Below are 26,685 nucleotides of genomic sequence, written 5' to 3' on the forward strand. Positions count from 1 at the left end.
ACCGCGACCATGGACGCCACCCTCTGGCCCTGGCTGGCCGCTGCGGCCATGGGGGCACTGCACGGGCTCAACCCCCTCACGGGCTGGGGGCTGGCCACCATCTGGAGCCTCTGTGCGCGTGACCACAGCATGCCGCTGCGCGCACTGCTGCCCATGGCCGTCGGGCACCTGGCCGCCGTGGCACTGACGGCGGCTGCGGTGGGGTGGGGGCTGTCGTTGTCGCCACCTGCCCTGCTGGCGGTGGCGGGCGGCCTGGGCGGGGTGGTGATAGTCGCTCGCGTGCGTCTGACGGGGGCGGCGTGGCATCGCCTGCGCAAGCCGGCCGGGCCCGTGGGCATGGCAATCTGGTCCTTTGGGGTGGCCACGGTGCACGGTGCCGGGCTGGCGCTGGTGCCTGCGCTGGCGCCGCTGTGCGGGGGCGATGTCGCTGCAGGTGGGGTGGCCTCTGGGGGCGACCGGCTCTCCACCCCCTTGCTGTTCGCGCTGGCCGCGCTGGGGGTTCACACACTGGCCATGCTGGCCGTCACCGGGGCCATGGCCGCTGCGGCCTGCCACGGTGTGCAGGGCGCCCAGCGCTGGCTGCAACGCTACCGGGGTTGCAGCGGGGGGCCTGCCCGTTGATCAGGCCTTGGCCGGGCGGTGCAGGGCGCAGATCTTGTTGCCGTCCGGGTCGCGCAGGTACGCCAGGTACAGCTTGCCGCCGGGGCCTTCGCGCCAGCCGGGTGGGTCTTCGCAGGTGATGCCACCGTTCGCTACACCGGCGGCGTGGAAGGCATCGGCCTGCTCGGGCGACTGCATGGCAAAACCGATGGTGCCGCCATTGGCAAAGGTGGCGGGCTCGCCGTTGATGGGGGTGGTGATGCCAAAGGTACCAGTGGGGCCGCGATAGAAGTAGCGGTTCTTGTTGGCCACACCGGGCGGTACGCCCAGCGCCCCCAGCAGCGCGTCATAAAACTTCTTGGACCGCTCCAGGTCGTTCACACCGACCATCACATGACTGAACATTCATCGTCTCCTGTAGGCCCCTCAGGGGGCGGGTTGTGGCCAACGGTTGGCGTTGGCATGTTAGCGGGTGGCTATCGCCATCACCGGCGCGGGCCACAAGCCCCTGTGCGGCACTCAGGGGCGGGGGCATTGGGCGGGCCGTGCCGCTGGCCCCAGAGCGCCCCCACAGGCTTCATGGAAGCCGTTTTGAGGCAAAAATGCGCCATGGCGCTAGTGCAATATGCCTGAATAGCTATCTAATTGATAGCAAATTTCAGCAACGCCCACAGGCTCCACGCACTGCCCCATCCCCTGGTATTGCCCTTTGAACAGACCCTCACCCCCCATGCTGCCCACTGCCTCCCACCGCCACTTCACCCCGGTGCCCCTCGACAAGGCCTACCGCCTGCTCAACCACGGCCCCGTCGTGCTGGTGTCGGCCGCCCACGCGGGCCAGCACAACGTCATGGCGGCATCGTGGGCCTGCGCACTGGACTTTGCACCGCCCAAGGTCACGGTGGTGCTCGACAAGGCCACGCGCACGCGCGAACTGGTGGAGGCCAGCGGCTTCTTTGCTCTGCAGCTGCCCACCGTGCCCCTGGCCGCGCTGACTGTGGCGCTGGGCACCGACAGCGCCAAGACCACGCCCGACAAGCTGCAGCGCCATGGCGTGCCGTTGTTTGAAGCGCCCGGCCACCCGGCGCAGGCCACGCCCCCGCTGGTGCAAGGTTGCGCTGCCTGGCTGCTGTGCCGCGTGATCCCTGAGCCGCACAACCAGCAGGCCTATGACCTTTTCATCGGCGAAGTGGTGGCCGCCTGGGCTGACGACCGCGTGTTCCGCAACGGGCACTGGGAGTTCGACACCGCGCCGGATGAGCTGCGCACGCTGCACTACGTGGCGGGCGGGCAGTTTTATGCGACGGGGGCGTCGGTGCGCGGCTAGTGCCGCTCAACGTCCATGCAACCCATGGGGACGGAGCAGCGGCAGACCGGTTGTGCCCGCCCTGTTTGCAAGGCCCCGTCCGCCAGCCGCCTCACCCCGCCCCGCATCACTCCCCGTCCGAAATCCCCAACTGCTTGAGTTCCGCAAATTTGGCCGCCATCGTCGGGTTGCCGCGTGTGAGCTTCTTGATCGTGAGGTCTTCGGCCTTGTCGTTGGCCAGGCGCAGGTTGTTGGCCGACTTGTGCAGCGCCTCCTTGGTCTTCTCCAGGTCCTTGATGGCCTCGTCAATGCGCTTGATGGCTTCCTCGAACCCGTCCGATGCCAGCCGCCAGTTGCGCCCAAACGCGCCCTTGAACTCTTCCAGCTGCGATTCGAACTTGGTGATGTCCAGGTTCTGCGCCTTCACCAGCGCCAGCTCCGACTTGTACTGCAGCGACTTCATCGCAGCGTTGCGCAGCAGCGTGATGATGGGGATGAAGAACTGCGGCCGCACCACATACATCTTGGGATAGCGGTAGAACATGTCCACGATGCCGGTGTTGTACAGCTCGCTCTCGGGCTCCAGCAGTGACACCAGCACCGCGTACTCGCAGCCCTTTTCGTTGCGGTCCTTGTCCAGCTCTTTCAAGAAGTCTTCGTTGCGCTTCTTCGTGGCCGTCTCGTCGCTCTCGTTCTTCATCTCGAACATGATCGAGACGATCTCGTTGCCCGCCTCGTCCAGGTCGCGAAAGATGTAGTCGCCCTTGCTGCCGCTGCGCGCGTCGTTGTCCTTTTCAAAGTAGGCGCGGGGAAACGCCGTGGCGCGGATGCGGTTGAACTCCGTCTCGCAGTGCTGCTCCAGCGTCTCGCCCACCATCTTGGTGGACAGGCGCGCCTTCATGTCCCGCAGCCGCGCAATCTCGCCGTCGCGGTCGCGCAGCTGCAAGGCGTACTGTTCCTTGATAGCGGCCTCCTCCAGCTGCTTTTTCACTACCACCAGGTTCAGGTTGTTTTGGAGCTCGTCGCGCTCCCGCGCCACCACTGTGACTGCCTCGGTCACCGCCAGCCTGCGCGCCACCTCGGCAGCGTCCAGTTGTGATTTGAGCTGCTGAATCTCGGCGTCCTTTTGGGCGGCCACGCCCTGCAGCTGCTGCGCCAGCCGTGCTTGTGCCAACTGGTCCGCTGCCTGCTGCGCCTGCCGCGCACGCTCCAGCTCACTCACCAGCTTGTTTTCCAGCGCGTCGCGCTGCTTCTCCACCGCGCCCAGGGCCTGCGCCACCGCCAGGTCGCGCTCCACCGCGCCCGCGCCCAGCTGCGCCTTCAGGGCCTGAATCTCGGCATCTTTGGCCGCCGCCGACTTCTGCAGCTCATTGGCCACCTGGGCCTGCGCCAGCGCCACCGCATTGCGCTTGTCCTGCTCGGCCAGCTCCAGCCGCTCGTGCAATTGCGCGGCGAAATCCGCGTCCCGCACCTGCTTGAGGATGTCGGCATACCCGGCTTCGTCAATCTTGAACGCCTTGTTGCAGTGGGGGCAGATGATGTCGTGCATGGCGGTCACCGTGTGGGTTGTTTGTGTTTCGTTGGGTGGGGAGCATAGCGGTCAGCAGTGTGAGCAGACGGAGCCTTGCGAAGCCTCGTGCAGCGCGCTGACAGACCCAGCGTGAACGGCACCCGTGGATTCATACCGCGTCAGTCATCTGTCATCTGTCATCTGTCATCAGCCATCGCCCTGGGGCGGCAGCTCCTGCATCGCACCCATCTTGCTGATGACCAGCTCAATGAAAGCCGACACCGCCAAGGGCAGGTAGCGCCTGCTGGGGTAGACCATGTGCACGCCATGCCCCAGCCGGTGGTATCCAGGAAGCATGGGCACCAGCAGGCCAGCGCGCAGATCGCGTTGCGTCAGCGTGGAGGGCAGCAGCGCAATGCCCAGGCCCGCCAGCGCGGCCTTGCGCAAGGCCTGTGCCGTGTTGCCACTGAAGCGGCCAGTCACCTGCACCTCGGCCGGTGCGCCATCTGGCCCCGTCACGCGCCAGGTGGCCTTGCCGCTGGGGTGGCTGAACGCCAGGCAGTCGTGGTCCACCAGGTCTTGCAGCGTGACCGGAACACCCCGGCGGGCAATGTAGGCCGGGCTGGCCACCAGGCCGTCGCTGCCCGCGTCCAGCACCTTGCGGGCAAACAGGCCCGAGTCCTCCAGAATGCCGCCGCGAAACGCCACATCGATCCGGTCTGCAATCAGGTCCGCGCGGCCGTCGCTCAGCACAAAGTCCACCCGCACCTTGGGGTGCGCGACCAGGAACTCGGTCAGCCACTCCATCGCAAAGAAATCAAAAAAATCAGCCGGGGCCGCCACCCGCACCAGGCCGCTGGGCTCCTGGTTCACCGCCAGCAGTTCCTCGCCCGCATCCATCAGCCCTTCCACCGCGCCGCTGCAGCGCTCCAGAAACACCTGGCCCGCGCTGGTGAGCGTGAGGTGGCGGGTCGAGCGCTGCATCAGCCGGGTGCCCAGCTGCGCTTCCAGCTGCTGCACCCGGCGGCTCAGGGTGTTGGGCGGCACGCCCAGGCGGCGCGATGCCTCGGCAAAGCTGCCGCAGCGCACCACCTGCACAAAGATGGCCACGTCGTTCAGATCCAGCATGGTCACGCTCATTCATTCGATTAATGGACGAGTGCAATCATATTGCGCTATCTAGTCAATCAATCGATGAATTTTTAAGCTACAGGCATCAGTTCAACACCTCCAAGGTTCTCTGTATGTCTGCACCCGCCACCGCCCCACGCGCCATCGCCCACCGCACCCGCGGCACCACGCACGGCCCCATCATCCGCCTCATGAGCCCCGGGGACCTGGGCCAGGTGCTCAAGCCCTTTATCTTTTTGGATCGGGTGCACTTTCAGCCCGGTGCAGCGCAACAGGGCTTTGGCATGCACCCCCACTCGGGCATCGCCACCGTCACGTTCTTGTCGCAAGGCGATGTGCGCTACGAAGACAGCACCGGCCAAGCCGGCCTGCTGCCTGCGGGTGGCATCGAATGGATGCGCGCTGGCAACGGCGTGTGGCACACCGGCGCCCCCGTGGGCGACACACCGGGCCGGGGCTTTCAGCTGTGGGTGGCCCTGCCCGCCGCGCTGGAGAACGCCCCCGCCCACAGCCAGTACCTCGCCCCCGAACTGGTGCCTCAGGTGGGCCCGGTGCGGGTGCTGCTGGGCGAGTACGGTGCAGTGCACAGCCCCGTGGCGGCGCCCGAGGGCATGACCTATCTGGCCGTGCAGTTGGCCCTGGGCGAACGCTGGACCTACACCCCGCCCCCCGGCCACACCGTGGCATGGGCGGCAGTGGCCACTGGCGCGCTGACGGCGGGCGAACCCATTGCGGCAGGCGAGCTGGTGGCGTTTGAGCCCACCCACCAAAGCATCGACTTTGTGGCCACCGAAGCCACCCGCTTCGTGCTGGGCTCTGCCGTGCCGCACCCGCATGAGCTGGTCATGGGGACTTACTCCGTGCATACCAGTCAGGCAGCACTGCGGCAGGGCACCACAGAAATCCGGCGCATTGCAGGGCAACTGCGCCAAGCCGGGCGGCTGGGTTAATCCCTTTCACATCCCCCTCCACATTCGACTTTTCACTGTTCCCTTTCCCACCACCCACTTCACTCATTGACCAAGGAAAACACCATGAACATCGGCATCATCGGCTCTGGCGCACTCGGCTCTAACGTGGCACGCGCATTGGCCAGCAAAGGCCTGTCGGCCACCCTCTCCACCCGGCGCGGTCCGGAATCACTGGCCGCGCTGGTGGCCGAACTGGGCCCCACCATCAAGGCGGGCACCGTGGCAGAAGCTGCCTCCGCAGACATCGTGCTCATCGCCGTGCGCTGGGAAGACCTGGGCCAGGCCCTGGGTGGCCTGCCTGCGTGGAACGGCCGCATCGTCATCGACGGCACCAACCCCGTGGCGTTTCTGGACCTCAACTCGCCAGATGCCCAAGACCCCAGCAACCCGCTGGCGGCCTACGGCATCAAGGCCATCGACCTGGGCGGGCGCTCGTCCAGCGAAGTGTTCAGCGAATTAGTGCCCGGCGCCCGCGTGGTCAAGGCGTTCAACCACCTGGACGTGAACCTGCTGGCCCAGCCCCAAGTCTCCGGCGGCCAGCGCGCCATGTTCTACGCAGGCGACGACGCCGCAGCCAAGGCCGCAGTGCGCAAGGTGCTGGACGCCATTGGCTACTTCCCGGTGGACCTGGGCACGCTGGCGGTGGGCGGGCGTTTGTCGGAGCTGCCGTTTGGTGCGTTGTCGAGCACGCAGTTCATCAAGATTTGAGAAGGGGTATCTGCCCTGGCACTTTCAGACCCCAGGGTAGCTCGATCAAAACATGTTGCCTGGGGTCTGTGGCAGTGACCCTGCCCCACCACCCGCGGCACCACCGGGGTGTGCGGTCAGCCCGTGCGAACAGCTAAAAAATCACACCAATCGATGTGCCGCATCCTTGCACTCAGCGAGCCATGACGCCGCCCTGCAAGTCCCTGCAGCGCTGTGGGGTAAATTGCCCCGCATGCCGTACACCTCTTCGCCCCCCTCTGCCGCCGCCCCCGCATCTCTCATCGACTCCCGCCAGGCCGCGTGGCGCCTGCTGACCACGCTGGGCCTCGTGGTGCTGGGCAACAGCAGCATGTACGTGGTGTCGGTGGTGCTGCCCGCCGTACAGGCCGAGTTCGGCGTGGGCCGTGCCGATGCATCCCTGCCCTACACGCTGATGATGGTGTGCCTGGGGCTGGGCGGAATCTGGACGGGCCGCATGGCCGACCGGCATGGGCTGATGCCGGTGCTGTGCGTGGGGGCTGTGGCCGTGTGTGGCGGGTTCGTGTGGGCGGGGCTGTCGGGCAGCATCTGGGGGTTTGGGCTGGCGCACGGGCTGATGGGGCTGATTGGCAGCTCGGCCACGTTTGCGCCGCTGATGGCCGACACCGCGCTGTGGTGGAACAAGCGGCGGGGCATCGCGGTGGCGATCTGCGCCAGTGGCAACTACATTGCGGGCGCGCTGTGGCCGCCCATCGTGCAGCACGGCATTGAGCTGATCGGCTGGCGCCACACCTATGTGCTGCTGGGCATTGTGTGTGGGGTGGGCATGCTGCTGCTGGCACTGCGCATGCGCCAGCGCGCGCCGGTGGCGCAGATGGATGCAGCATCGGCAGCGGTGGCACCGGCCGCGTCGGGTGCAGCGCCCTCGCCGTTGCCGCTCGATCGCAGCCGCCCGTTCGGTCTGCGCCCGCTGCATGCACAGCTATTGCTGTGTGTGGCGGGCGTCGCGTGCTGCGTGGCTATGGCGATGCCGCAGGTGCACATCGTGGCCTATTGCACCGACCTGGGTTTTGGCGCGGCGCGCGGGGCCGAGATGCTGTCGCTGATGCTGGCCTGCGGCATCGTCAGCCGCCTGGTGTCGGGCGTGATCTGCGACCGCATTGGCGGCGTGCGCACGCTGCTGCTGGGCTCGGCGCTGCAGGGCGTGGGGCTGGCGCTGTTTTTGCCGTTTGACGGGCTGGTGCCGCTGTATGTCATCTCGGCGATGTTCGGGCTGTTCCAGGGCGGCATCGTGCCCGCCTACGCCATCATCATCCGCGAGTATTTCGCCCCGCAGGAGGCCGGTGCGCGGGTGGGTGCGGTGATCATGGCCACGCTGATCGGCATGGCGCTGGGGGGCTGGATGTCGGGCTGGATCTTTGACCTGACGGGCAGCTACCGCGCGGCGTTTTTGAACGGTATGGCGTGGAACCTGCTGAATCTGTCGATCGTGGGCTGGCTGTTCTGGCGCGTGCGGGGCTGAGGGGCAGTGGTGGGGCAGGTGCAGCCTGGTGCGGGGTGAGTGCGGCCAGCTCGACTATCTCCGCAATGGTGTGCTCCTCGACCTCCAGGTAGCGCTTCAATGCGCAAATTTTTCTTTGAGCAAATCACGATGAGCGATAGGTTCTAGCTCGGCCTGGGCCGATACACGGCCCCGTTGCCCCGTTGCTCGCACCGTTTCGGTGGCCGCTGCCCGGCGCGCGCGGTGAGTCCGTCCTTCATACGGTCGTACCGACTGCATCCTCCGTAATCGCTTCCGCTTCATTCTCCATGTCATACACACTTTCCCTTTCAACGAAAACGGATGTCCGCCCCGTCCTTGGCGCGCTACGCCACGCTGCGGTGTGGACCTGCGGCGTCCTCGCCGCAATGGCAACACACACAGCACAAGCGCAGCCTGCAGGCTGGACACAAGCGAGTCCGTTCAATATCACGGAAAGCAGCGGCGCAACCCTGACGGATTACCAAATACGCCTGGTGCTCGACACGGCCAGCATGGTGACGGCGGGCCAATTGCAGGCAGACGCTGCCGATCTGCGCTTTGGGACTGCCGCATCGGGCGGCACGCTGATGGACTACTACATCGAACGCGGGGTCAACACCGCCTCCACGGTGGTGTGGGTCAAAGTTCCCACGATCCCCGCATTGGCCACGACGGCGTTCTTCATTTTTAGCGGCAATCCTGCCGCCACCAGCGCGAGCACCGTCAATACGTTCGACTACACCGACGCCGTTGCCAATTCGGCCACACAGCAGGTGGTCGTAGGACAGCCTGGCGGCGTCACAAATTCCCAGCGCGGCTTCAGGTTCAAACCCAACCAGGACATTCTGGTGACCGACTTCGGGAAATACGAGCCTTCGGGAACCACCCGGTATCTGACGCTGTTCGATGTCGCCACGCAGGCCAAGCTGGCCCAGCAGCAGGTCTCAGGCCCCGCGAATACGTATACCTATGCGCAGCTTGCGCAGCCTCTGATGCTTACCAAGGACACCGAATACATCATGGAGATCTACCAGGGAGCGAGTGATGGCTACTACTTCGGCTCCAGCACGCAGATCAATCCTGTGCTGACGTATTTGGACATGCGCTATTGCAATGGCTGCACGCAAGACACGTTTCCCACCAACTACCTCAACGCTATCCACTACGGCTTCCCTGACTTCCAGTTTCGTACCACCAAGCAGGTCAGCCCGGCGCCGGTCTACGCGCTGGGCAACGTCGCGACCACCCTCTCGCTGACCAGCTCCAGCAACTCGGTCGGAGTGGGCGCCAGCGTCACCTTGACGGCGACCGTCAGCACTCCGTCGGCCGCAGGCACCGTGACCTTCCTGGATGGAGGAACGCCCATCGCCGGTTGCAGCGCCGTGCCCGTGGTTGCCGGTGCCGCGCAATGCACCACCAGCGACCTGCCCCTCGGCGCCCGGTCGCTTACGGCGGTGTACGACAGCGCCACGGGATATACGGCCAGCACCAGCGCCCCGTTCTCCCTGCAAGTGACACCGCTGGTAAGCGGCACGGCGATTCCCACCCTCTCGGAATGGGGCATCGCGTGCACGGCACTGGTCCTGGCAGGCCTGGGACTGGGTGGCCTATCCCGCTCCAGGGCGCGACAGGAACGCGCGTGATGCGTCAGCGGGTCGGCTGCAGATACCGCCCCACCAGCTCTGTCTGCGCTGCGGCGTCCACGCCCAGCACGTCCACCAGATAGGGCTGCAGCCCGCCAAAGTCGTTGTCCACCATGTGCAGGGCGGCGTCCAGAAACTCCTCTTGCACACGCCACAGCACGCGCAGCACTTCTTCCGGCGCGTGGCTGCCCATGCCCGGTGGGCGCTGGTAGAGCGTGTTGGTGAGCAGGTAGTCGTGCATGACTACATCGCGCGGCACGCCCAGGGTCAGCAGGATGAGGGCGGCGGCAAAGCCGGTGCGGTCTTTGCCAGCGGTGCAATGGAACACGGTGGGCGCGTCGCTGGCGAGCAGCAGGCGGAACAGCTCGGCAAAACGCGGGGCGTTGTCGTTCACAAAACCCCGGTAGGTGTCCCGCATCAGGCCCACGGCGTCTTGCGCCGTGAGCTGGCGGCCGGTGCGTTGCAGCTCCAGCGCGCGCTGCACCACGGTGGGTTCGATGTGCAGTGGGTGGTAGGCCACGCCGGGCAGTGCGTAGGCATACGCGGCGCTTTCGGCCTGGCCGCGAAAGTCCACCGCGCGGGCCACGCCCAGGTCTGCCAGCAGGGCCTGGTCCTCGGGCGTCAGGCCCGCCAGGTGGTCAGAGCGGAAGATGCGGCGCCATTTCACCGGGCGGCCGCCGTGGCCGGTGTAGCCGCCGAGGTCGCGGAAGTTGGTGGCGCCTGCGAGGGGGACGGACCGGGTGGGGGCTTGCTCTTGCTGCATGGTGCTTGGCACGGTTGAGTGGTTGGTGGGGATACGAAAGCAACAAGGATAGTCGGGCACTGCGGCAGCTGCATGTCGCACGGGTGGCTGGAGAACGTCGAGTACGACGGCTGACTTGCTGACCACCCACCCCCGAAAGCCGCCACCTGTGCCACGTCGATATGCAGAATGCGGGTATGCAGCGCTTGGTGCCCGTCCCCTCCGATTTGCAGCCTTGGCTGATGGCCGCCGTGGTGGTCAATGCCCCGGCGGCGCTGGCGCAATCGCATTTCCCGGCCATGGTGTCGAGCATGCTGGTGGTGCGGCTGGCCGGGCAGGTGGTGTGCCGGGGCGCGCCCGTGCCGCCATCGGCCTGGATGAGCGCCAGCACCACGGCCACGGTGTACGAACACAGCGGGCCGGTGCAGGCCGTGGGGCTGGTGCTGCAGCCTTCGGCAGCGGCGGCGCTGTTCGCCAGTGCGCGTGGAGTGGTGAACACGCTGCGGCCGCTGGCAGACCTGGTGGGCCCTGGGTGGGCGGAGGTGGAACACGCGGTGCGGGCAGCCGCGGACGATGGTGCGCGGCTGCAGGTGCTGTGCGACTTCGTCCGCCAGTGGGTTGCGCCGCCGTCGCCCTGCGAGGCGCGGCGGCAACAGGCGCTGGCCTTGCTGCATGCAGCCACTGAAAACGCCACGGATACGGTACAGCGTCTGGGTCTGAGCCAGCGGCAGTTTGAGCGGCGCTTTGTGGCGCATTGGGGCATGGCGCCCAAGCAGTTTCAGGTGATTGCACGGCTGAACAGCACGCTGGGCAACGCCCTGGCCGCGCCCGACGACCCGGTGGTGGAACTGGCCGTGGACCAGGGCTACTACGACCAGTCGCACATGGCGCGTGATGTGCGCAGGCTGGCGGGCCAGCCGCTGCAGGCCCTGGTGCAGGGCAGCCGCAGCCCGGTCAGCGAACACTGGCCCCTGCAGGTGGGCGCACAGGCGCAGCCGGGTCAGCCGCCGGAGGGATCAGCGTCCCTGCGCAGGCGTTGAGCCAGGTACAGCGGCATCACAAACGCGAGCCCGATACCAAAGCAGGCCGCGATGCAGGCCCAGCGCCACGCGCCCAGGCGGCGGTCGGCCGCCACCCAGGCTGAGAACGCCACGGCGGCCAGGTACACATCGCAGGTGATGCCGGTGGTGAGCGCGTTGGCAAAGGCATCGCGCCAGAAAACATCGGGCATCACGCTGCCGCCGCCCAGAAAGTACAAGGTGTTGAAGTACCAGGGGATGGCCAGACCGAGGGCGGCCAGCAGAACAAGAAAAACGCGCAGGGGTTGGTGGTGGTGCATCGGTGCATGCGGCCCCCAAAGAAAGAGAGAGGCCTGGGGTAGTGAATCAATGCGCCGATTGAATCTGTGCAGCCCCCTCGCCGGCTAGGAAAAAAACGACATGCCCACCACAGGCCTGCACGCCAACCACAGCTGGCCGCCAGCCGCTTACTGCGCAGGCGGCAGCGACGTGACTGCGCCATCCACCGGTAGCTCCTGGCTGCCCTGGGGGCAGGGCTGGTCGGTGTAGGTGGTGCGGCCGTCCCGCACACATTTGCGCGGCTGCGGCGCCACGGGCTGGGATGCGCCCGCCTGCGCGGGGCGGGCCTGCGTAGCAGTGGGGCGCTTGTCGGGTGGCAGGGACTCGGGCCCGGGGCGGGTGATCTTTTTCCAGGCCTGTTCGGTCCAGGGTCCGGCCTGGGGCAGCCACTGGTCGGCGGTCCACCACGCCGCTGCTGCGGCGGCCAGCAGCAGTGCGGCCAGAAGGGACCAGAGGGCTCGTTCGCGGGGGCTGCGCATGGGGTGGGCCTGCAGTGGGGTGGATGACCACCAAGCTTAAAACATCACAGTGCCCCACCCCACACGGTCACTGCTGCCTGCCTTGGGCCGCAGGGCGCCCGTAGCGCGCCGTGAGTGTGGCCTTGCCCAGGCTGTTGGCGTTGATCATGTAGCCCGCCAGCGCAGCGGTGGCGTCGGCAGGCAGGTCCAGGCGTGGCACCTTGAGTGCGTGTACGGTGAAGATGTAGCGGTGCGGCGCATCCCCCTCGGGCGGGCACGCCCCGCCCCAGGCGGCCACGCCGTAGTCGATGCGCACATGGCTGGCGCCTGCGGGCAGCTTGGCGCCGCCAGCAGCACCGGCGTCGGGCCGCAGCTCGGTGACGCTGGCGGGGATGTTCACCACCGACCAGTGCCACCAGCCCGAGCCTGTGGGTGCGTCAGGGTCATACGCGGTGACGGCAAAGCTCTGCGTGCCTGCAGGCGCACCGTTCCAGCGCAGCGCGGGCGACTGGTTCTCACCTGCGCAGCCGAATCCCTTGAACTCGAAACGCTGGGGCAAGGTGCCATCCGCCGCAAAGTCGGGGCTGCTGAGCGTGAACGCCTGGGCATGGGCAGCCAATGCCAGGCCGATGGTGGCAAGCGCCGCGATGGAGGTGAAAGCGCGGCGGGGGCGTGAAAGTGGGTGGCTCATCCAAAAAGCTCCTTGCAGTAGCGGTGTGAAACAAGGACTTGATGGTGCGGTGTGCCACGCCTTCGCACTGGCCCGGCGGCATCAAAGGCTGTGCGCTGTGCGTCAGCCGCAGTAATCAGGGCCTCAGTTGCGAGGGCGGAAAGCCAAAACGTTCGCGGAAGGCCGCGCTGAAGCGGCTGTGCGACTCGTAGCCGCAGCGCGCTGCGATTTCGGACACTTGCAGCGTGGAGCTTTGCAGCAGAACCAGCCCCGTCTCCAGCCGCACATCGCGCAGGCACTGGCTTACGGTTTCGCCCTCTTGTGCCAGGCGGCGCTGCAGGGTGCTGGCGCTGGTGGCAAAGGCAGCGGCGATACGCTCCACCGTCCAGTCAGCCTGCGGGCTGGGGCCCACCAGGCGGCGCACCCGCTCGGCCCAGCCCAGCTCGCCGGGCGGGGCGAAGACGATGCCTGCCTCGGCCAGCATCAGCAGCACTTCGAGCGCGCGGTGTTCGCGCAGCGCCTGCGAGCTGGCATCGCTCTCCAGCGCGGCCAGGGCACGCCGGTAACTGTCTTCAAATGCCGCATCGGCCGCCAGGCCCGCACAGCCCTGCACCGCAGGCACGGCCGCAAACTGGCCGAACTGGCGGTGAAACTGCTCCACCAGTTCGGGCGCAAAACACAGCAGTCGCGCCACATAGCGGCCTTGCGGGGCGGGGTCGTTGATCACCTCCCACTGCGCGCCACGCGGCAGCACAAACACCCGCCCGCTGGGATAGCGGTGCGCCCCGCCCGGTGTGACCAGGTGCTTGGTGCCAGAGACCACCCAGCCCACCGAATCCATGCGCACCGTGACAGTGTGGATGCGGTGGTGCACCGTGGTGGCAATCTGCAACGACAGTGCGGGTTCGACCATCAATCTCTCCCTTGCGGCTCACGTTCCATCATCCGCCCGGCCCCGTGCTGGTTGAAGACGGGCTGCGCGCGGTGGCAGCTTGCAGTCAGCGGGTGCGCTCCCGCGTCACGTTCACGTCGATATCGCCAAACACGGTCACGCCGCTCGCGCCCTGGGGCTGCTGCTGGCTGGCGGGGTCGCTGGAGCGCGCGGAGCCTGTGGTGGTGCAACCCCCCAGCGCAGCGGCAACCGCGAGTGCCACCAGCGCGGTGCGGCAGACGCTGCCCGCCATCGACGCGGTAGGTTCCATGTTCGGCGCTTGCATCATTCGCCGCCCAGGTGGTTGCCCAGAATGCCCGCCAGCTCAAACATGCCCGCGCTGTCCTTGCCGAACACGGCGCGCAGCTTGTCGTCAGCGACGATGGTGCGCTTGTCCTTGGGGTCTTGCAGGTTGTGGGCCTTGATGTATTCCCACATCTTCTTCACGGCCTCGGGGCGCGCCACCGGCTCGTTGCCAATCACGGCGGCCAGGGCTGCGCTGGGGGCCTTGCCTGCGGCGGCCTTGCGCGGGGCTTTGGCAGCCGTTGTTTTGGCTGCGGCCTTCTTTGCAGGGGCTTTTTTGGCGGCAGCGCTAGTGGCTTTTGTTTTGGTTGCTATTGTTTTTGAAGCGGCGCCCGGACGGGGTGGGAACTTGCTGGGCGCGAATTCAAAGTTGACCTTGCCCGCCTCCTTGTCCCACGCCAGGTGGGCCTTGAAGTTGCGGCGCGTGCGCATGCTCACGAACTTGTCGAGCAGGTCGGTCTTGCCGGTCTCCAGCAGCTTGTGCATCTGCTCGCGCTCCACGGGCTGCTGCAGGATGATCTTGCCGCTCTTGAAGGTGCAGCTGGGCGTGGGCTGCGCCGCGGTGGGCACGGCCTTGCTGCACACATAGTTGCTGCCGTGTTCGTGCACTTCCGATCCGCAGATGGGGCAAGGGCCGAGCGCGGCGTCTTCAAACTCCACGATCTCGCCGGACTCTTCGCCCTTCTTGTCGTCGCCAAAGTCGAATTCGAGCTTGTAGTTGTGCGCCTCGTCGTCGTACTTGATGACGATCTCGGACGTGAAGGGCCAGCCCGCCTTGGAGCGGAAGCCCTCCAGCGGGCCGATCTTCTTGTCCCGCAGCAGGGCGTTGGCCTCAGCAGTTTCAAAGGTGCGGCCTGCAGGCGATTTGCCAAAGCTGAAACCGCAGCCTTCCGAGCCGGCCTTGCCCACGCAGGCAAAGCGGCGGTAGTTTTCCTTCACCACGCCGCCGCAGTTGGGGCAGGGCGATTCAAGCGTGGCGTAGTCGCCGGGGATGGTGTCGCGGTCGTATTCCTTGGCCTTCTTGACCATGCGCTCGGTCATGGCGGCGATCTCGGCCATGAAGGCTTCGCGGCTCAGTTGGCCCTTTTCCATTTGCGAGAGCTTGTACTCCCACTCGCCGGTCAGATCGGCACGGCAGAGTTCTTCCACCTCCAGACCGCGCAGCAGCGTCATGAGCTGGAAGGCCTTGGCCGTGGGGATGATTTCGCGGCCTTCGCGCAGCATGTACTTTTCGGTCAGCAGGCCTTCGATGATCGCCGCGCGCGTGGCTGGGGTGCCCAGGCCTTTTTCCTGCATGGCTTCGCGCAGTTCGTCGTCGTCGATCTGCTTGCCCGCGCTTTCCATGGCGCCCAGCAGCGTGGCTTCGGAGTAGCGGGCGGGGGGCTTGGTCTTGAGGCCCTTGGGGTCGGCGGCCAGGGTGTTGACGCTCTCGCCGGGTTTCACCGGCACCAGGTTCTGGCCCTTGTCGCCGTCCTTGCCACCTTCCACTTCGTCGGCCGCTTCCTTGCCGTAGATGGCCAGCCAGCCCGGCTTGACCAGCACCTTGCCTTCGGTCTTGAAGCTGTGCGGGGCCACGGTGCTGATGCGCGTGGTCACCGTGTATTCAGCGCTGGGGAAGAACACCGCCATGAAGCGGCGCACGACCAGGTCGTACAGCTTTTGCTCGGCTTCGCTCAGGCCGCTCGGTGCCTGCAGCGTGGGGATGATGGCAAAGTGATCGCTGACCTTGCTGTTGTCGAAGATGCGCTTGGACGGGCGCACGTAGTTGTTGTTCAGCGCGGTGAGCGCGTGCGGCGCCAGGTGCCGCATGCCGCTGTCGGCCAGCATTTCAAAGGTCTGCTTGGCCACCGGCAAATAGTCTTCCGGCAGCGCGCGCGAATCGGTACGTGGGTAGGTCAAGGCCTTGTGGCGCTCGTACAGGCTTTGCGCCAGGGCCAGCGTGGTCTTGGCCGAGAAGCCGAACTTGCCGTTGGCCTCGCGCTGCAGGCTGGTCAGGTCGAACAGCAGGGGCGACGCCTGGGTGGTGGGCTTGCTCTCTTCGGTGACCGTGGCCTGCTTGCCGCGCACAGCGTTGGCTATTGACTGTGCCTCGGCGGCGGACCACACGCGGTCCGCGCGCATTTCCACATCCTCGCCCTTCTTCCACTTGGGGTCGAACCACTTGGCGGGGTACTCGCCGGCTTCCGCGCCAAAGGTGGCGTGGATTTCCCAATAGTCGCGGCTGATGAACTTGCGGATTTTTTCCTCGCGCTCCACCACCAGCGACAGCGTGGGCGTCTGCACCCGGCCCACGGTGGTCAGGAAGAACCCACCATCGCGCGAGTTGAACGCCGTCATGGCCCGCGTGCCATTGATGCCCACCAGCCAGTCGGCCTCGGAGCGGCTGCGGGCCGCGCTGGCCAGGCCCGCCATCTGCTGCTCGGTGCGCAGCGCATCAAAGCCGTCGCGGATGGCCTGGGGCGTCATGGACTGCAGCCACAGGCGCTTGACCGGTTTGCCCAGGGGCTTGGCGCCACCGGCGTACTGCTCGATCAGGCGGAAGATCAGCTCTCCCTCGCGGCCCGCGTCGCAGGCGTTGATGAGCTGTGTCACGTCCTTGCGCTTGGCCTGCTTGACCACCGCGTTCAGGCGGCTCTTGGTCTTGTCCACGGGCTTCAGGTCAAAGTACGGCGGGATCACAGGCAGGTGCGCAAAGCTCCACTTGCCGCGCTTCACGTCAAACTGCTCGGGGGCCTGGATCTCCACCAGGTGGCCCACGGCGCTGGTGACTACATAGCGGTCGTTCTCGAAGTGGTCTTCGTGCTTATCGAACTTGCCCGCCACGGGGGTCAGCGCGCGCACGATGTCTTGCGCCACCGAGGGTTTTTCTGCAATTACCAGGGTCTTGGTCATTTTTTGGTTTCTCGCCAGTCTGGCTGTCCGGCATCCGGCCGGTCGCTTCTACAATTCGTTGCCTCACGCGTACACGCGCACGCGCATGTGTGCATATTCAAGTTAACAGAGTTTTTGCCATGCCCCGCACCGCACCGCCTGCAACCCAGACCCCCGCGCAGGGCCGTCGCATCCAGACCCGGCGTTCGGGCGTGCACGGCAAGGGCGTTTTTGCCGTGCAGGATATTGCAGAGGGCGAAGTCCTTGTCGAATACACGGGTGAAGTGATCGGCTGGCAGGAGGCGCAGGACCGGCACCCGCACGACCCCTTGCAGCCCAACCACACGTTCTACTTCCATGTGGATGAAGACCACGTGATCGATGCAAAGTTCGGTGGCAATTCGTCGCGCTGGATCAACCACAGCTGCAACCCCAACTGCTACGCCGACGAGCGGGACGGCCGCATTTTCATCACCGCGCTGCGCAACATCAAGGCGGGCGAAGAGCTGAACTACGACTACGGCCTGATCATTGAAGAGCGCTACACCCCGAAGCTCAAGGCCGAATACCCCTGCTGGTGTGGCAGCCCCAACTGCCGGGGCACGCTGCTGGCGCCCAAGCGCGGCTGGGCACCTCCCGTGCCGCTGCCGCCGTCCAAACCTTCCGCCAAGGCCGCCAAAAAGGCCCGGCGATGAATGCACCCATCCGCTGGCCTGCCGAGGCCGTCTGGGAAGCGGTGTCACCGCTGTTACCGGGCTTTACCGTCGAGGTGCTGCCCACCATCGACTCCACCAACACCGAATTGATGCGCCGTGCGCGCAACGGCCAGTGCGAGCCCACCTTGCTGGTGGCCGAGCAGCAGACTGCCGGGCGCGGGCGGCTGGGGCGGGTGTGGCAAAGCGATGTGGGGGCTTCTCTCATGATGTCCTTGGGACTGCCGCTGGCCCCCCAGGACTGGTCCGGTCTGTCGCTCGCCGTGGGGGTGAGCGTGGCCGAAAGCCTGCAGCCCGTGCTGCCCGCGCTGGGGGCGGGGCAGCCTGCGCGGGTGGGGCTCAAGTGGCCCAACGACTTGTGGCTGGGCGGCGCTGCGGGCGACCGCAAGCTGGGTGGCATCCTGGTGGAGACGGCCAGTTTTGTGGCACCCCAGGCTGTGGCTTCGCAGGCCAGCATCAGCACCGCGCGCTATGTGGTGGTGGGCATTGGCATCAACGTGCTGCCGCGCAGCCCCGAGGGCATGAGCATGCCCCCCGGCAGCCTGCAGGAGGTGGAGCCGGGCCTGGACGCACCCACCGCCCTGCTGCGCATCGTGCCGCCGCTGGTGGCCATGCTGCAGTCGTTTGCGGGCTATGGGTTTGCGCCCATGCAGCCCCGCTTTGCGGCACGTGATGTGCTGCAGGGCCGCGCGGTGACGCTGAGCGACGGCCACACCGGCACCGCGCATGGCGTGGGCGATGATGGCGCGCTGCTGGTGCACACAGCCGGTGGCATGCAGGCCATCACCAGTTCTGAAATCAGCGTCCGGCCGGCGGCGGTGCCACCGGTGTGAGACAGCTTCCTCTTCCGATGCGAGTGTTCTTGAAAGGCCGCGCCCCATGCTCCGTCTTGCCGTGATCGTGCTGCTGCTGGCCAACGCGGGCTACTACGCGTGGTCGCAGGGGCTTCTGCGCCAGTTTGGCTATGCGCCGCAAGAGCAGTCCGAGCCCCAGCGCATGAACCAGCAGATCCGGCCCGAGACGCTGCAGATCCTGAAGGTCAACCCCAGCAAGACCTCCTCCGCTGCGCCCCCCACCCCTACTTCCCCCTCCCAGGCCACCGCCGCCAACTATTCCCCCACTCCCGCCTCCACACCGGCTGCCCCGGCCCCCGCAGAATCTGCCGAGTGCCTGCAGGCCGGCGTCTTCGACGAGCGCCAGGCCGAAGTGCTGCGCACGGCGGCTGCTGGCTTGCCCTCAGGCAGCTGGATGCTGGAGCCCACGCCCGTGCCGGGCCGCTGGATGGTCTACATGGGGCGCTTTGACGATGTGGAAACACTGGACCGCAAACGTGCCGAGCTGCGCGCCCGCAAGGTGGACCACGACCGCGCCGGGGGCACGCTCGAACTGGGCTTGTCGCTGGGCCGCTTTGCATCGAAAGAGGCGGCCGAGCGCGAGCTGGCCAACCTTGGCAACAAAGGCGTGCGCACGGCGCGCGTGATCCAGGAGCGCGCCGAGTCCCCCGGCTTCACGCTGCGCCTGTCCGCCGTGAACGACGCGCTGCGGGCACAGCTGGATGTGCTGCGCACGGCCATGGCGGGCAAGACGCTGCGCACCTGCGGCTGAGCACCTTCACCATGAACGAAGAGCAGACATCCATCCAGTGCGGCGAGCACGGAGAGGCCGCGCCCACCTACGTGTGCGGCCACCTGTGCCGCCACCCGGTGCAGCGCTGGTTTTGCGATGCGCCGTCGCCAGACACCCCTTACCCGGACGCCTGGTGTGCCAGCTGCCATACCGAGCTGCTCAAGACTGGCGGCGAGTGGAACGAACACAACGCGGACTGCCTGGACCTCCAGATCCTGTGCCACCACTGCTACCAGGACGCCATGGCACGCAGCGTGGAGGCCCTGGACGGTGATGCCGAAGCCGCCTGGATCGATGCGGTGACGCAGGGCCACCATGCGCTGCGGGACAAGCAGCGCGCGCTGGAGCAGGACCACGGCATCTCGCACTTTGAACGCTGGGACTACGACCAGGCGGCAGGCACCTTGACCTTTTCAGACGGCGGTGTGCCCCGTCTGGTGGCCGACATCGAGTTCATCGGCTCCGTGTCGGAGGCCAGCGGCACCTGGCTGTGGGCCTGGGCCAATTTCCACAACGAGGCCCCGGTGGTGTCGCGCATCGCTGCGGTGCGGGAGTGGGGTGAAACCCAAGGCTTCCTGCACCTCACGGTGCCGCTGTGGAAGGGCGATGCCACCGATGGCTGGGAGCTGTCGGGCGTGGCCGCGCAGGTGCTGGGCGCCCAGGGCGTGTACCGCGTGCCCACGGGCCGGGGCTTTTTGTACATGGCCCTGATGTCGGTGCAGCGCGTGGCGTGAGCACGGTTGCTGCGCCAACCCCGGTGCAGCGCTATGGCAGCGGTATGGCGCGCGTCTCGCCCTGCCGCATGAGCCAGACGCGGTCCAGCGGCAGGCCACGCTGCGCGAGCGCGGCGGCCAGGTCGCGCGGCGGGTGGTCGAAGGCCTCCTGCGTCAGCATGAACGTGCCCCAGTGCACACCCATGGCCTGCCTGGCTTCCACGTCCAGCATGAGCTGCACGGCGTCCTCGGGGTTCACGTGCATGGGCTTCATGAAGTCGCGGGGCAGATAGGCGCCGATGGGCAATGCGAGAAAGTCCACCGGCCCCAGGCGCTGGCGGATAACCTTGAAGTCGTCGCTGTAGCCCGTGTCGCCCGGGAACAGAAAGCGCCAGGGCGCAGCCGCCTGCGGGCGCGACCATTCCAGCAGGTACCCACCCCACAGCGAGGCATTCGTATCCCACGGGGTGCGGCGGCTCCAATGCTGCGACGGCGTGAACACCACGCGCACGCCGGGGGCGATGTCGGCGTGCTCCCACCAGTTCAGCGCGGTGACCGGGCCCATGCCCCGCTGCGTGAACCAGTCGGCCAGCCCCAGCGGTACCACAAAGCGGGGCGACTGGCCCACGTCGCGCAGGCGGCGCAAGGTGCCGTAGCAAAGGTGGTCGTAGTGGTTGTGCGAGATCAGCACCACATCGATGGGCGGCAGGTCCTCGGGCGCCAGGGGCGCAGGCACACGGCGCGGGGCACCGAAGCGGCCCAGGGGGCCCGCAAAATCGCACAGCGTGGGGTCGATCAGCACGTTGAGGCCCGCCACCTGCAGCAGCATGGAGACATGGCCCAGCCAGGTGATCACGGGGGCCTGCTGGCGCTGAGCCAGGCGCGCGGGGTCCACGGGCTGCGTCCACTGCCGGGCAAAGGCCCCGTAGCCGCCCGCAGGCTCGCTGCGCGGCTTGAAATCGCCGCGCAGCGAGCGCCAGACCATTTCGTACCAGGGGAAGTTGCCGATCACCACGGCAGGGTGCGTGTTGGCAAAGCGGCGGGGCGGTGATGTCATGGCGGGGGCTGCGTCCGTGCAAAAAGATCGGGCCAGGCTACGAGGCCGCATGATGCCGGATGCCCGGTGCTGTGGCGGGTTGCCGGCGCATCAACCCTGCAGCGCGACGGCCTTGTCTTCTGCCATAGGGTCAGCTGCCCGCCACCACGTCCCGCGCCGCAAACCGCACGCTGAAGCGCGCGCCGGGCGGGGTCTGGCCAGGCCGTGCGTCTTCGAGCGTGACCTCGGCATCGTGCTTGCTGGCGATCTCCAGCACGATGGGCAGGCCCAGGCCGGAGCCGTCGGCCTCGCTGCCCAGGGCGCGGTAGAACGGCTGGAACACCAGCTCGCGCTCGGCCTCGGGCACGCCGGGGCCGGAGTCCTCGACCTGCAGCAGCAGCACATGGCCGAAGGTGTCGGCCAGCACGCGGGCGGTGACCACGCCGGGCTTGTCGGGCGTGGAGGGCGTGTAGTTGATGGCGTTGTCCACCAGGTTGCGCACCAGCTCCTTGAGCAGCGTGGGGTTGCCGTCGATCAGCACGCCCGGCGATCCTGGCTCGGCGCCGTCGTAGCCCAGGTCGATGTGCTTGTCGAGCGCACGGGGCACCGAGTCACGCACCACCTCGATCACCAGGCGCGCCAGGTCGCAGGGCTGGCGGGTAATGCCCACGCCGCTGCCCTCGGCCCGCGCCAGCGCCAGCAGCTGGTTGACGGTGTGCGTGGCGCGGATGCTGGAGCGCCCGATCTGCTGCAGCGAGCGCTTGAGCTCTTCGGTGCTGGTGCCTTCGCGCTGGGCCAGGTCGGCCTGCATGCGCAGGCCCGCCAGCGGGGTCTTGAGCTGGTGCGCGGCATCGGCCAGAAAGCGCTTTTGCGTGGCCAGCGAATCGTTCAGCCGCGTGAGCAGGTCGTTGACGGACGACACCAGCGGCGCCACTTCGAGCGGCACGGTGCGGTCGTCCAGCGGCGAGAGGTCGTCGGGGTTGCGCGCGCGGATGCGCTGCTCCAGCTGGTTGAGCGGCTGGATGCCCCGCGCCAGCGCCAGCCACACCAGCAGCACCGCCAGCGGCAGGATGACGAACTGCGGCAGCATCACGCCCTTGATGATTTCGGTGGCCAGCACGCTGCGTTTTTCGCGCGTCTCGGCCACCTGGACCAGCGCCACCGGCGTGTCTTTCAGCGGCAGGCGCACCCAGATGTAGGCCACGCGGATGTCGATGCCGCGCATCTCGGCATCGCGCAACCGCACCTCGCCCGACAGGGGCGCCTCGTCGCTCGGGGGCTCGGGCAGTTCGCGCTCGCCCGAGAGGAACTCGCCGCCCGGGCCGATGACCTGGTAGTACACGATGTCGGAGTCGTCAGCCCGCAGGATCTCGCTGGCGGGCTGGGGCAGGTTGAACTGGGCCTTGTCGCCCACCACGCTCACCAGTTGGGCGAGTGCGTGGGCGTTGTACTCGAGCGCCCGGTCAAACGGCTTGTTGGCCAGGCCCTGCGCCACGAGCCAGGTCAGCGCCAGGCTCACGGGCCACAGCAGCAGCAGCGGCGTGAGCATCCAGTCCAGGATTTCGCCGAACAGGGAGCGCTGCTCGCGCTGGAAGATCTTCACAGCGGCCGCCGTGGCATTTTTGAAGCCAAAACACCCGATAGCGCTAGATTCATATGCACAAGCTGCTATCGTTTTGATAGTTAATTGGGGATCTTCTCAAGGCAGTAGCCCAGGCCGCGCACGGTGGCGATGCGGATGGGCCCGCCTTCGATCTTCTTGCGCAGGCGGTGGATGTAGACCTCGATGGCGTTGTTGCTCACCTCCTCGCCCCACTCGCACAGGCGCTCCACCAGCTGCTCCTTGCTCACCAGCCGGCCGGCGCGCTGCAGCAGCACTTCCAGCAGGCCCAGCTCGCGGGCGGACAGCTCGATCATCTTGCCGTCGATGGTGGCCACGCGGCCGGCCTGGTCGTACACCAGCGGGCCGTGCTTGATGGCGCTGCTGGTGCCGCCCATGCCCCGGCGCGTGAGGGCACGCACGCGGGCTTCGAGCTCTTGCAGGCTGAAGGGCTTGGCCATGTAGTCGTCGGCGCCAAAGTCCAGGCCCTTCACGCGTTCTTCCACGCTGTCGGCCGCAGTGAGGATGAGCACCGGCAAGGCCGAGCCTCGGCCGCGCAGCTTTTTCAGCACCTCCAGCCCATGCATCTTGGGCAGGCCCAGGTCCAGGATGAGCAGGTCGAACTCGTTGTTGGTCATGAGCGCCGCGTCGGCCTCGCTGCCGCTGGCGACATGGTCCACCACGGCGCCCGAGGCACGCAGCGTGCGCAGCAGGCCATCGGCCAGCACCTGGTCGTCTTCGGCAATGAGGATGCGCATGCGGACTGTCTCCTTGGGTGGTGCGGCCCGTGGGCGGGCCTGTGTCGTCATTGTCTGCCTGTGCGAGGATTTTAGGCGCCAGCTCCCTGTCCGGCGCCTTTGGCTGGCTGCAAGCTTGGGACACGGAAAATGGCGGCCATGCACATCCTGCTCATCGAAGACGACCTGGACCTGGGCCAGGCCCTGCTGCAAGCCCTGCAGCAGGGCGGCTTCACTGTGCAATGGCTGCGCAGTGTGGCCGCCACGCCGCCCCTGCCCGACGCCAACGAGGTCGCCGCCGTGCTGCTGGACCTGACCCTGCCCGACGGTCAGGGCATGGCGTTGCTGCGTCGCTGGCGCCGCGCGGGCCTCAGCCTGCCGGTGATCGTGATCACAGCCCGCACCGCCTTGCAGGACCGGCTTGACGGCCTGGACGGCGGTGCCGACGACTACGTGCTCAAGCCCTTCGATGTGCCCGAGCTGCTGTCGCGCTTGCACGCCGTGTTGCGGCGCAGTGCGCGCCAGGCCAGCGAGGAGTGGACGCTGGGCGCACTGCGCGTGGTGCCCGGGCGGCACGAGGCATGGGTGGGCGACGAGCCCCTGGCGCTGTCACCGCGCGAGTTCCGGCTGCTGGTGGAGCTGGCGCGCGAACCCGGCAAGGTGGTGGCCAAGAACGTGCTTGCCCAGCGGCTCGAACCCCTGGGCGACGCGCTGGACGCCGCCACACTGGAGGTGCATGTCTCCAACCTGCGCAAGAAGATCGGCGCAGAGCGCGTGGTCACGGTGCGTGGCGTGGGCTACCGGCTGCAGCCATGACACCACCTACCGAAACCCCCGCGCCCCCACGCGGCTGGTGGGGCCCGAGCCTCATGCGCCGCACCCTGCTGGCACTGCTCGCGGCCATGGCGCTGGTGTGGCTGGTGCTGCTGGGCCAGGCGGCCATCACCCACTACCGCGCCATGGACACCAACCCCGGCGTGCGCCAGCTGGCGCAGGGGCTGGCAGGGGCGCTGGCCACGCTGGAGCAACCCGCCGAGGCCCGCGCGCTGGTGCACGGCATGGCCCACACCCTCAACGCCATGCGCGCCGATGTGGACCTGCTGCAGGGCACCTCGGTGCTGCTGCAGCTGCAGGACCGCACAGGCCAGCTTCTGCATAGCAGCACGGCCGGTGTGCGCGCCGTGGTGCTGGCAGGCGACGCGGGCCATGCCGCGATGGACGTGGCCGGCACACCCCATTGGGTGGCCTGGGAAAGCACGGGCCCCTGGCGCGTGGTGGTGGCCGAGCCCCGCCTGGCCGATGCGCGGCTGCTGGGCTTCATGGGCGAAGACCTGGCGGCCTCGGTGCTGCTGGCGCTGCCGCTGGTGGGCCTGCCGCTGTGGCTGGCCGTGCGCACCGGGCTGCGCCCGCTGGCGCGGCTGGATGCCCAGATCGCCGCGCGCTCGGCCAACGACCTGCGGCCGCTGCAGCACCTTCCGCCCCAGCGCGAGCTGCACGGCCTGGCCCAGTCGTTCGACCAGCTGCTGGCCCGCCTGCGGGCCCACCTGGCGCGCGAAAAGGCCCTGGTGCACGACGCGGCCCACGAACTGCGCACGCCCATGGCCGTCATCGCCACCCAGGCCCATGTGCTGGCGCAAGCCCCCGAAGGCCCCGCACGCGCGCAGGCCAGCGAGGCGCTGGCGCGCGCCGTGCAGCGCGCCGCGCACCTGAGCGAACAGCTGCTCATGCTGGCAGCCCTGGAAGAAGCCCCCGCGCTGGACTCCGCCGCGCCCCAGGACCTGATGGCGCTGCTGCAGGACTGCCTGGCAGAGCGCGTGGGCTGGGCCGAGGGCCTGGGCGCGGAGCTGTCGCTGGACGGCCCGGACACCCTGGAGCTGCCGTTGGACCGCCAGCTGCTCTGGTCCGCCCTGGGCAATGTGCTGGACAACGCGCTCAAGCACGGCTGCGGCCCCGGTGCGGGGCGCGAGGTGCAGTTGCGGGTGTGGCAGGAGGGCGGCGACGTGGTGGTCTGGATTGCCGACGACGGCCCGGGCATAGCGGCCGGCGAGCAAGACCGGGTGTTCGAGCGCTTCTGGCGCTCGCCGCGCGCGCGCAGCAGCGGATCGGGCCTGGGACTCACCATTGCACAGCAGGCCATCGGCCACCTGGGCGGGCAGGTCCGCCTGGGGCCGGGGCTTCACGGGCGGGGCGTGGGCTTCACGCTGCGCTGGCCGGTGGCGGGCTGACAATCCGCACCCGGCAGCTCCACGCCCAGCGCAGATCTTTGGGTTCGCCCAAGGTTCGCGTTTCAACAATCCCGGCATCTTCTTCACTTCACGAGATGCCATGAACCCTACCCGCCTTGTTACCCCTTCCACGGCGCGCAGCGCCCCCCTTCTCTCGCGGCGCCACTGGCTGGCCGCCGCAGGCCTGTCCACGCTAGGCGGCGTGCTCACCGCCTGCGGCGGTGGCGACGACGACGGTCCCCGCGAAGCCCACAAGCGGGTGCAGACCCTGGCCCAAGGGCTTGTGAAGCAGGGCGTGGTGGGAGCCGCAGCCGGGTGGGCGGACCCGCGCCAGGTCCGCACGGCCGTCGCGGGGCTACGCCGCCTGGGTGGCAATGCGCCCCTGGCCTCCGGCGACCTGATGGCCATCGGCTCCAACACCAAGGCCATGACGGCCTGCGCGGCCGCGAGTGTGGTGGACCAGGGCCTGCTGCGCTGGGACAGCACGCTGGCCCAGACCTTGCCCGAGCTGGCGCGGAGCGCCCTGCCCGCCTACCAGCAGATCACGCTGCGCGACCTGCTGGACCATCGCGCCGGGGTGATGGGTTTTTCAGCCATCGAAGACGTGGACCTGTTCGTGAATGCAGTGGGCCCCGAGGTGCTGGCGCGCTTGCAGCAACCTGCGGAGGCGGAGGCGTTCTTCCTGCAATGGCTGCTGCGCCAGCCGCCCGTTCGCGGCACGGGCGCGGACCCGGGCTTTGCCTACTCCAATGCAGGCTATGCGCTGGCGGCCCGCATGCTGCGTGCGGCCACGGGCTTGGGGTGGGCGGATCTGCTGCGCCAGCGCGTGGCCCAGCCACTGGGCCTTTCGCTCTTTGTGGGAGAGCCGATGCGTGCGGGCAGCCAGCAGCCCGCCGGGCATGAAATCCTGGACGGGCGGCTGCAGCCCCTGCTGCTGGCCGAGGCGCCGGAACGTGTGTGGCTGGAGGTCTTGGACCCGGCAGGCGCCGTGAGCCTGACGGTGGAGGAGGACGCACGGTGGCTGCAGTGGCATCTGCGGGCATTGCGCGGCGAAGCCACCCCCTTGCCGCGCAGCTACGTGAAGGGTCTTCAGGACCTGGGGCACGCCCCCGCAGGCCGCTATGGCCTGGGTTGGCTGGTGCATGCGGCGCACGGCACGGGCTGGTTGCTGCACAACGGCCAGGACGCGGGCTTTCAGGCCATGTCGGTAGTCGCACTCGATGGTTCGCGCGCGGGCCTGGCCCACAGCAACATCGCCACGGCGGACAGCATGAGCCTGCTCTACGAGGGTGTCTCCACGCTGGTGTCTTGAGCCCGCTGGACCCGCGCCGG

General features: G+C 67.7%; 27 protein-coding genes. 14 read left to right on the forward strand and 13 right to left on the reverse strand.

Annotated features, from left to right (window positions below; genetic code table 11):
* Positions 1-9: 9 nt before the first annotated feature.
* The gene (locus ASD75_RS02260) at positions 10-621 is read left to right on the forward strand and encodes a hypothetical protein (protein ID WP_056742758.1); all 612 of its coding nucleotides are present in this window, start codon (positions 10-12) and stop codon (positions 619-621) included.
* Here the strand turns inward: ASD75_RS02260 and ASD75_RS02265 are convergent, their stop codons facing one another.
* Positions 622-1,005, reverse strand: coding sequence for a VOC family protein (locus ASD75_RS02265; protein ID WP_056056657.1), 384 nt, complete (start codon positions 1,003-1,005; stop codon positions 622-624).
* A gap of 325 nt (positions 1,006-1,330) precedes the next feature.
* Between ASD75_RS02265 and ASD75_RS02270 the strand changes: the two genes are divergently transcribed.
* Positions 1,331-1,927 (forward strand): flavin reductase family protein, encoded by a 597-nt coding sequence (locus tag ASD75_RS02270; RefSeq protein ID WP_056742760.1) that lies wholly within the window; start codon positions 1,331-1,333, stop codon positions 1,925-1,927.
* Between the two features lie 106 nt (positions 1,928-2,033).
* Here the strand turns inward: ASD75_RS02270 and ASD75_RS02275 are convergent, their stop codons facing one another.
* Both ASD75_RS02275 and ASD75_RS02280 read right to left on the reverse strand, forming a co-directional pair.
* The gene (locus ASD75_RS02275) at positions 2,034-3,455 is read right to left on the reverse strand and encodes a DUF2130 domain-containing protein (protein ID WP_056742762.1); all 1,422 of its coding nucleotides are present in this window, start codon (positions 3,453-3,455) and stop codon (positions 2,034-2,036) included.
* Positions 3,456-3,623: 168 nt separating this feature from the next.
* Complete coding sequence (locus ASD75_RS02280; protein ID WP_056743209.1) at positions 3,624-4,544, reverse strand: LysR family transcriptional regulator; 921 nt, start codon at positions 4,542-4,544, stop codon at positions 3,624-3,626.
* A gap of 116 nt (positions 4,545-4,660) precedes the next feature.
* Here ASD75_RS02280 and ASD75_RS02285 point away from each other — a divergent pair, with 116 nt between their 5' ends.
* The 4 genes from ASD75_RS02285 to ASD75_RS02300 all read left to right on the forward strand — a co-directional run bounded on the left by ASD75_RS02285 (position 4,661) and on the right by ASD75_RS02300 (position 9,370).
* Positions 4,661-5,497, forward strand: coding sequence for a pirin family protein (locus ASD75_RS02285; protein WP_056742764.1), 837 nt, complete (start codon positions 4,661-4,663; stop codon positions 5,495-5,497).
* Positions 5,498-5,581: 84 nt separating this feature from the next.
* Entirely contained in the window at positions 5,582-6,226 is a 645-nt protein-coding gene (locus tag ASD75_RS02290; protein WP_056742767.1) for an NADPH-dependent F420 reductase, read from the forward strand.
* Positions 6,227-6,458: 232 nt separating this feature from the next.
* Positions 6,459-7,727, forward strand: a complete 1,269-nt coding sequence (locus ASD75_RS02295; protein ID WP_056742769.1) for an MFS transporter — start codon at positions 6,459-6,461, stop codon at positions 7,725-7,727.
* Positions 7,728-8,113: 386 nt separating this feature from the next.
* Complete coding sequence (locus ASD75_RS02300; RefSeq protein ID WP_162251073.1) at positions 8,114-9,370, forward strand: DUF2341 domain-containing protein; 1,257 nt, start codon at positions 8,114-8,116, stop codon at positions 9,368-9,370.
* Positions 9,371-9,374: 4 nt separating this feature from the next.
* On the opposite strand, the gene ASD75_RS02305 is transcribed toward ASD75_RS02300, so the two are convergent.
* Entirely contained in the window at positions 9,375-10,133 is a 759-nt protein-coding gene (locus tag ASD75_RS02305) for a tyrosine-protein phosphatase (RefSeq protein ID WP_056742772.1), read from the reverse strand.
* A 188-nt stretch (positions 10,134-10,321) separates the two neighbouring features.
* On the opposite strand from ASD75_RS02305, the gene ASD75_RS02310 reads away from it, so the two are divergent.
* Entirely contained in the window at positions 10,322-11,152 is an 831-nt protein-coding gene (locus ASD75_RS02310; protein ID WP_235511519.1) for a helix-turn-helix domain-containing protein, read from the forward strand.
* Here ASD75_RS02310 and ASD75_RS02315 read toward each other — a convergent pair.
* The 6 genes from ASD75_RS02315 to ASD75_RS02340 all read right to left on the reverse strand — a co-directional run bounded on the left by ASD75_RS02315 (position 11,113) and on the right by ASD75_RS02340 (position 16,724).
* On the reverse strand, positions 11,113-11,451 hold the full coding sequence (locus ASD75_RS02315; RefSeq protein WP_056742774.1) for a DUF2834 domain-containing protein: 339 nt from the start codon (positions 11,449-11,451) through the stop codon (positions 11,113-11,115). The two genes, ASD75_RS02310 and ASD75_RS02315, sit on opposite strands and share 40 nt — an antisense overlap.
* A 147-nt stretch (positions 11,452-11,598) precedes the next feature.
* Complete coding sequence (locus ASD75_RS02320; protein ID WP_056742776.1) at positions 11,599-11,949, reverse strand: DUF4124 domain-containing protein; 351 nt, start codon at positions 11,947-11,949, stop codon at positions 11,599-11,601.
* A gap of 67 nt (positions 11,950-12,016) precedes the next feature.
* Positions 12,017-12,619, reverse strand: a complete 603-nt coding sequence (locus ASD75_RS02325; protein WP_235511520.1) for a YbhB/YbcL family Raf kinase inhibitor-like protein — start codon at positions 12,617-12,619, stop codon at positions 12,017-12,019.
* A gap of 115 nt (positions 12,620-12,734) precedes the next feature.
* Positions 12,735-13,511 carry a helix-turn-helix transcriptional regulator gene (locus tag ASD75_RS02330; protein ID WP_235511521.1) on the reverse strand — a complete coding sequence of 259 codons (777 nt, stop codon included), beginning with the start codon at positions 13,509-13,511 and terminating at the stop codon, positions 12,735-12,737.
* A gap of 85 nt (positions 13,512-13,596) precedes the next feature.
* Entirely contained in the window at positions 13,597-13,800 is a 204-nt protein-coding gene (locus ASD75_RS02335; RefSeq protein ID WP_235511522.1) for a hypothetical protein, read from the reverse strand.
* Between the two features lie 14 nt (positions 13,801-13,814).
* Positions 13,815-16,724 carry a DNA topoisomerase III gene (locus tag ASD75_RS02340; RefSeq protein WP_056742785.1) on the reverse strand — a complete coding sequence of 970 codons (2,910 nt, stop codon included), beginning with the start codon at positions 16,722-16,724 and terminating at the stop codon, positions 13,815-13,817.
* 119 nt (positions 16,725-16,843) lie between these two features.
* Between ASD75_RS02340 and ASD75_RS02345 the strand changes: the two genes are divergently transcribed.
* The 4 genes from ASD75_RS02345 to ASD75_RS02360 are packed head-to-tail and all read left to right on the forward strand — an operon-like array spanning position 16,844 to position 19,776.
* On the forward strand, positions 16,844-17,398 hold the full coding sequence (locus tag ASD75_RS02345; RefSeq protein WP_056742787.1) for an SET domain-containing protein: 555 nt from the start codon (positions 16,844-16,846) through the stop codon (positions 17,396-17,398).
* Entirely contained in the window at positions 17,395-18,249 is an 855-nt protein-coding gene (locus tag ASD75_RS02350) for a biotin--[acetyl-CoA-carboxylase] ligase (RefSeq protein WP_056742789.1), read from the forward strand. Before ASD75_RS02345 ends, ASD75_RS02350 begins: the two co-directional genes overlap by 4 nt.
* 46 nt (positions 18,250-18,295) lie before the next feature.
* The gene (locus tag ASD75_RS02355; protein ID WP_056742791.1) at positions 18,296-19,021 is read left to right on the forward strand and encodes an SPOR domain-containing protein; all 726 of its coding nucleotides are present in this window, start codon (positions 18,296-18,298) and stop codon (positions 19,019-19,021) included.
* A gap of 11 nt (positions 19,022-19,032) precedes the next feature.
* Positions 19,033-19,776, forward strand: a complete 744-nt coding sequence (locus ASD75_RS02360; protein ID WP_056742793.1) for a DUF6882 domain-containing protein — start codon at positions 19,033-19,035, stop codon at positions 19,774-19,776.
* A 31-nt stretch (positions 19,777-19,807) separates the two neighbouring features.
* Here the strand turns inward: ASD75_RS02360 and ASD75_RS02365 are convergent, their stop codons facing one another.
* From ASD75_RS02365 to ASD75_RS02375, 3 genes are all read right to left on the reverse strand, one after another.
* The gene (locus tag ASD75_RS02365) at positions 19,808-20,812 is read right to left on the reverse strand and encodes an MBL fold metallo-hydrolase (protein WP_056742796.1); all 1,005 of its coding nucleotides are present in this window, start codon (positions 20,810-20,812) and stop codon (positions 19,808-19,810) included.
* A 130-nt stretch (positions 20,813-20,942) separates the two neighbouring features.
* A complete protein-coding gene (locus ASD75_RS02370) occupies positions 20,943-22,394 on the reverse strand; it encodes a sensor histidine kinase (RefSeq protein WP_056742798.1) in 1,452 nt (483 codons plus the stop codon).
* 80 nt (positions 22,395-22,474) lie between these two features.
* Positions 22,475-23,149 carry a response regulator transcription factor gene (locus ASD75_RS02375; RefSeq protein ID WP_056056624.1) on the reverse strand — a complete coding sequence of 225 codons (675 nt, stop codon included), beginning with the start codon at positions 23,147-23,149 and terminating at the stop codon, positions 22,475-22,477.
* A gap of 138 nt (positions 23,150-23,287) precedes the next feature.
* Here ASD75_RS02375 and ASD75_RS02380 point away from each other — a divergent pair, with 138 nt between their 5' ends.
* The 3 genes from ASD75_RS02380 to ASD75_RS02390 all read left to right on the forward strand — a co-directional run bounded on the left by ASD75_RS02380 (position 23,288) and on the right by ASD75_RS02390 (position 26,665).
* The gene (locus tag ASD75_RS02380) at positions 23,288-23,944 is read left to right on the forward strand and encodes a response regulator (protein ID WP_056743215.1); all 657 of its coding nucleotides are present in this window, start codon (positions 23,288-23,290) and stop codon (positions 23,942-23,944) included.
* Positions 23,941-25,353, forward strand: coding sequence for a HAMP domain-containing sensor histidine kinase (locus ASD75_RS02385; protein ID WP_056742800.1), 1,413 nt, complete (start codon positions 23,941-23,943; stop codon positions 25,351-25,353). Before ASD75_RS02380 ends, ASD75_RS02385 begins: the two co-directional genes overlap by 4 nt.
* Before the next feature lie 100 nt (positions 25,354-25,453).
* Positions 25,454-26,665: a serine hydrolase gene (locus ASD75_RS02390; protein WP_056742802.1), complete on the forward strand. Its 1,212-nt coding sequence runs from the start codon at positions 25,454-25,456 to the stop codon at positions 26,663-26,665.
* Positions 26,666-26,685: the final 20 nt, after the last annotated feature.

Source organism: Acidovorax sp. Root568 (assembly GCF_001427445.1).
Taxonomy (GTDB): domain Bacteria; phylum Pseudomonadota; class Gammaproteobacteria; order Burkholderiales; family Burkholderiaceae_C; genus Acidovorax; species Acidovorax delafieldii.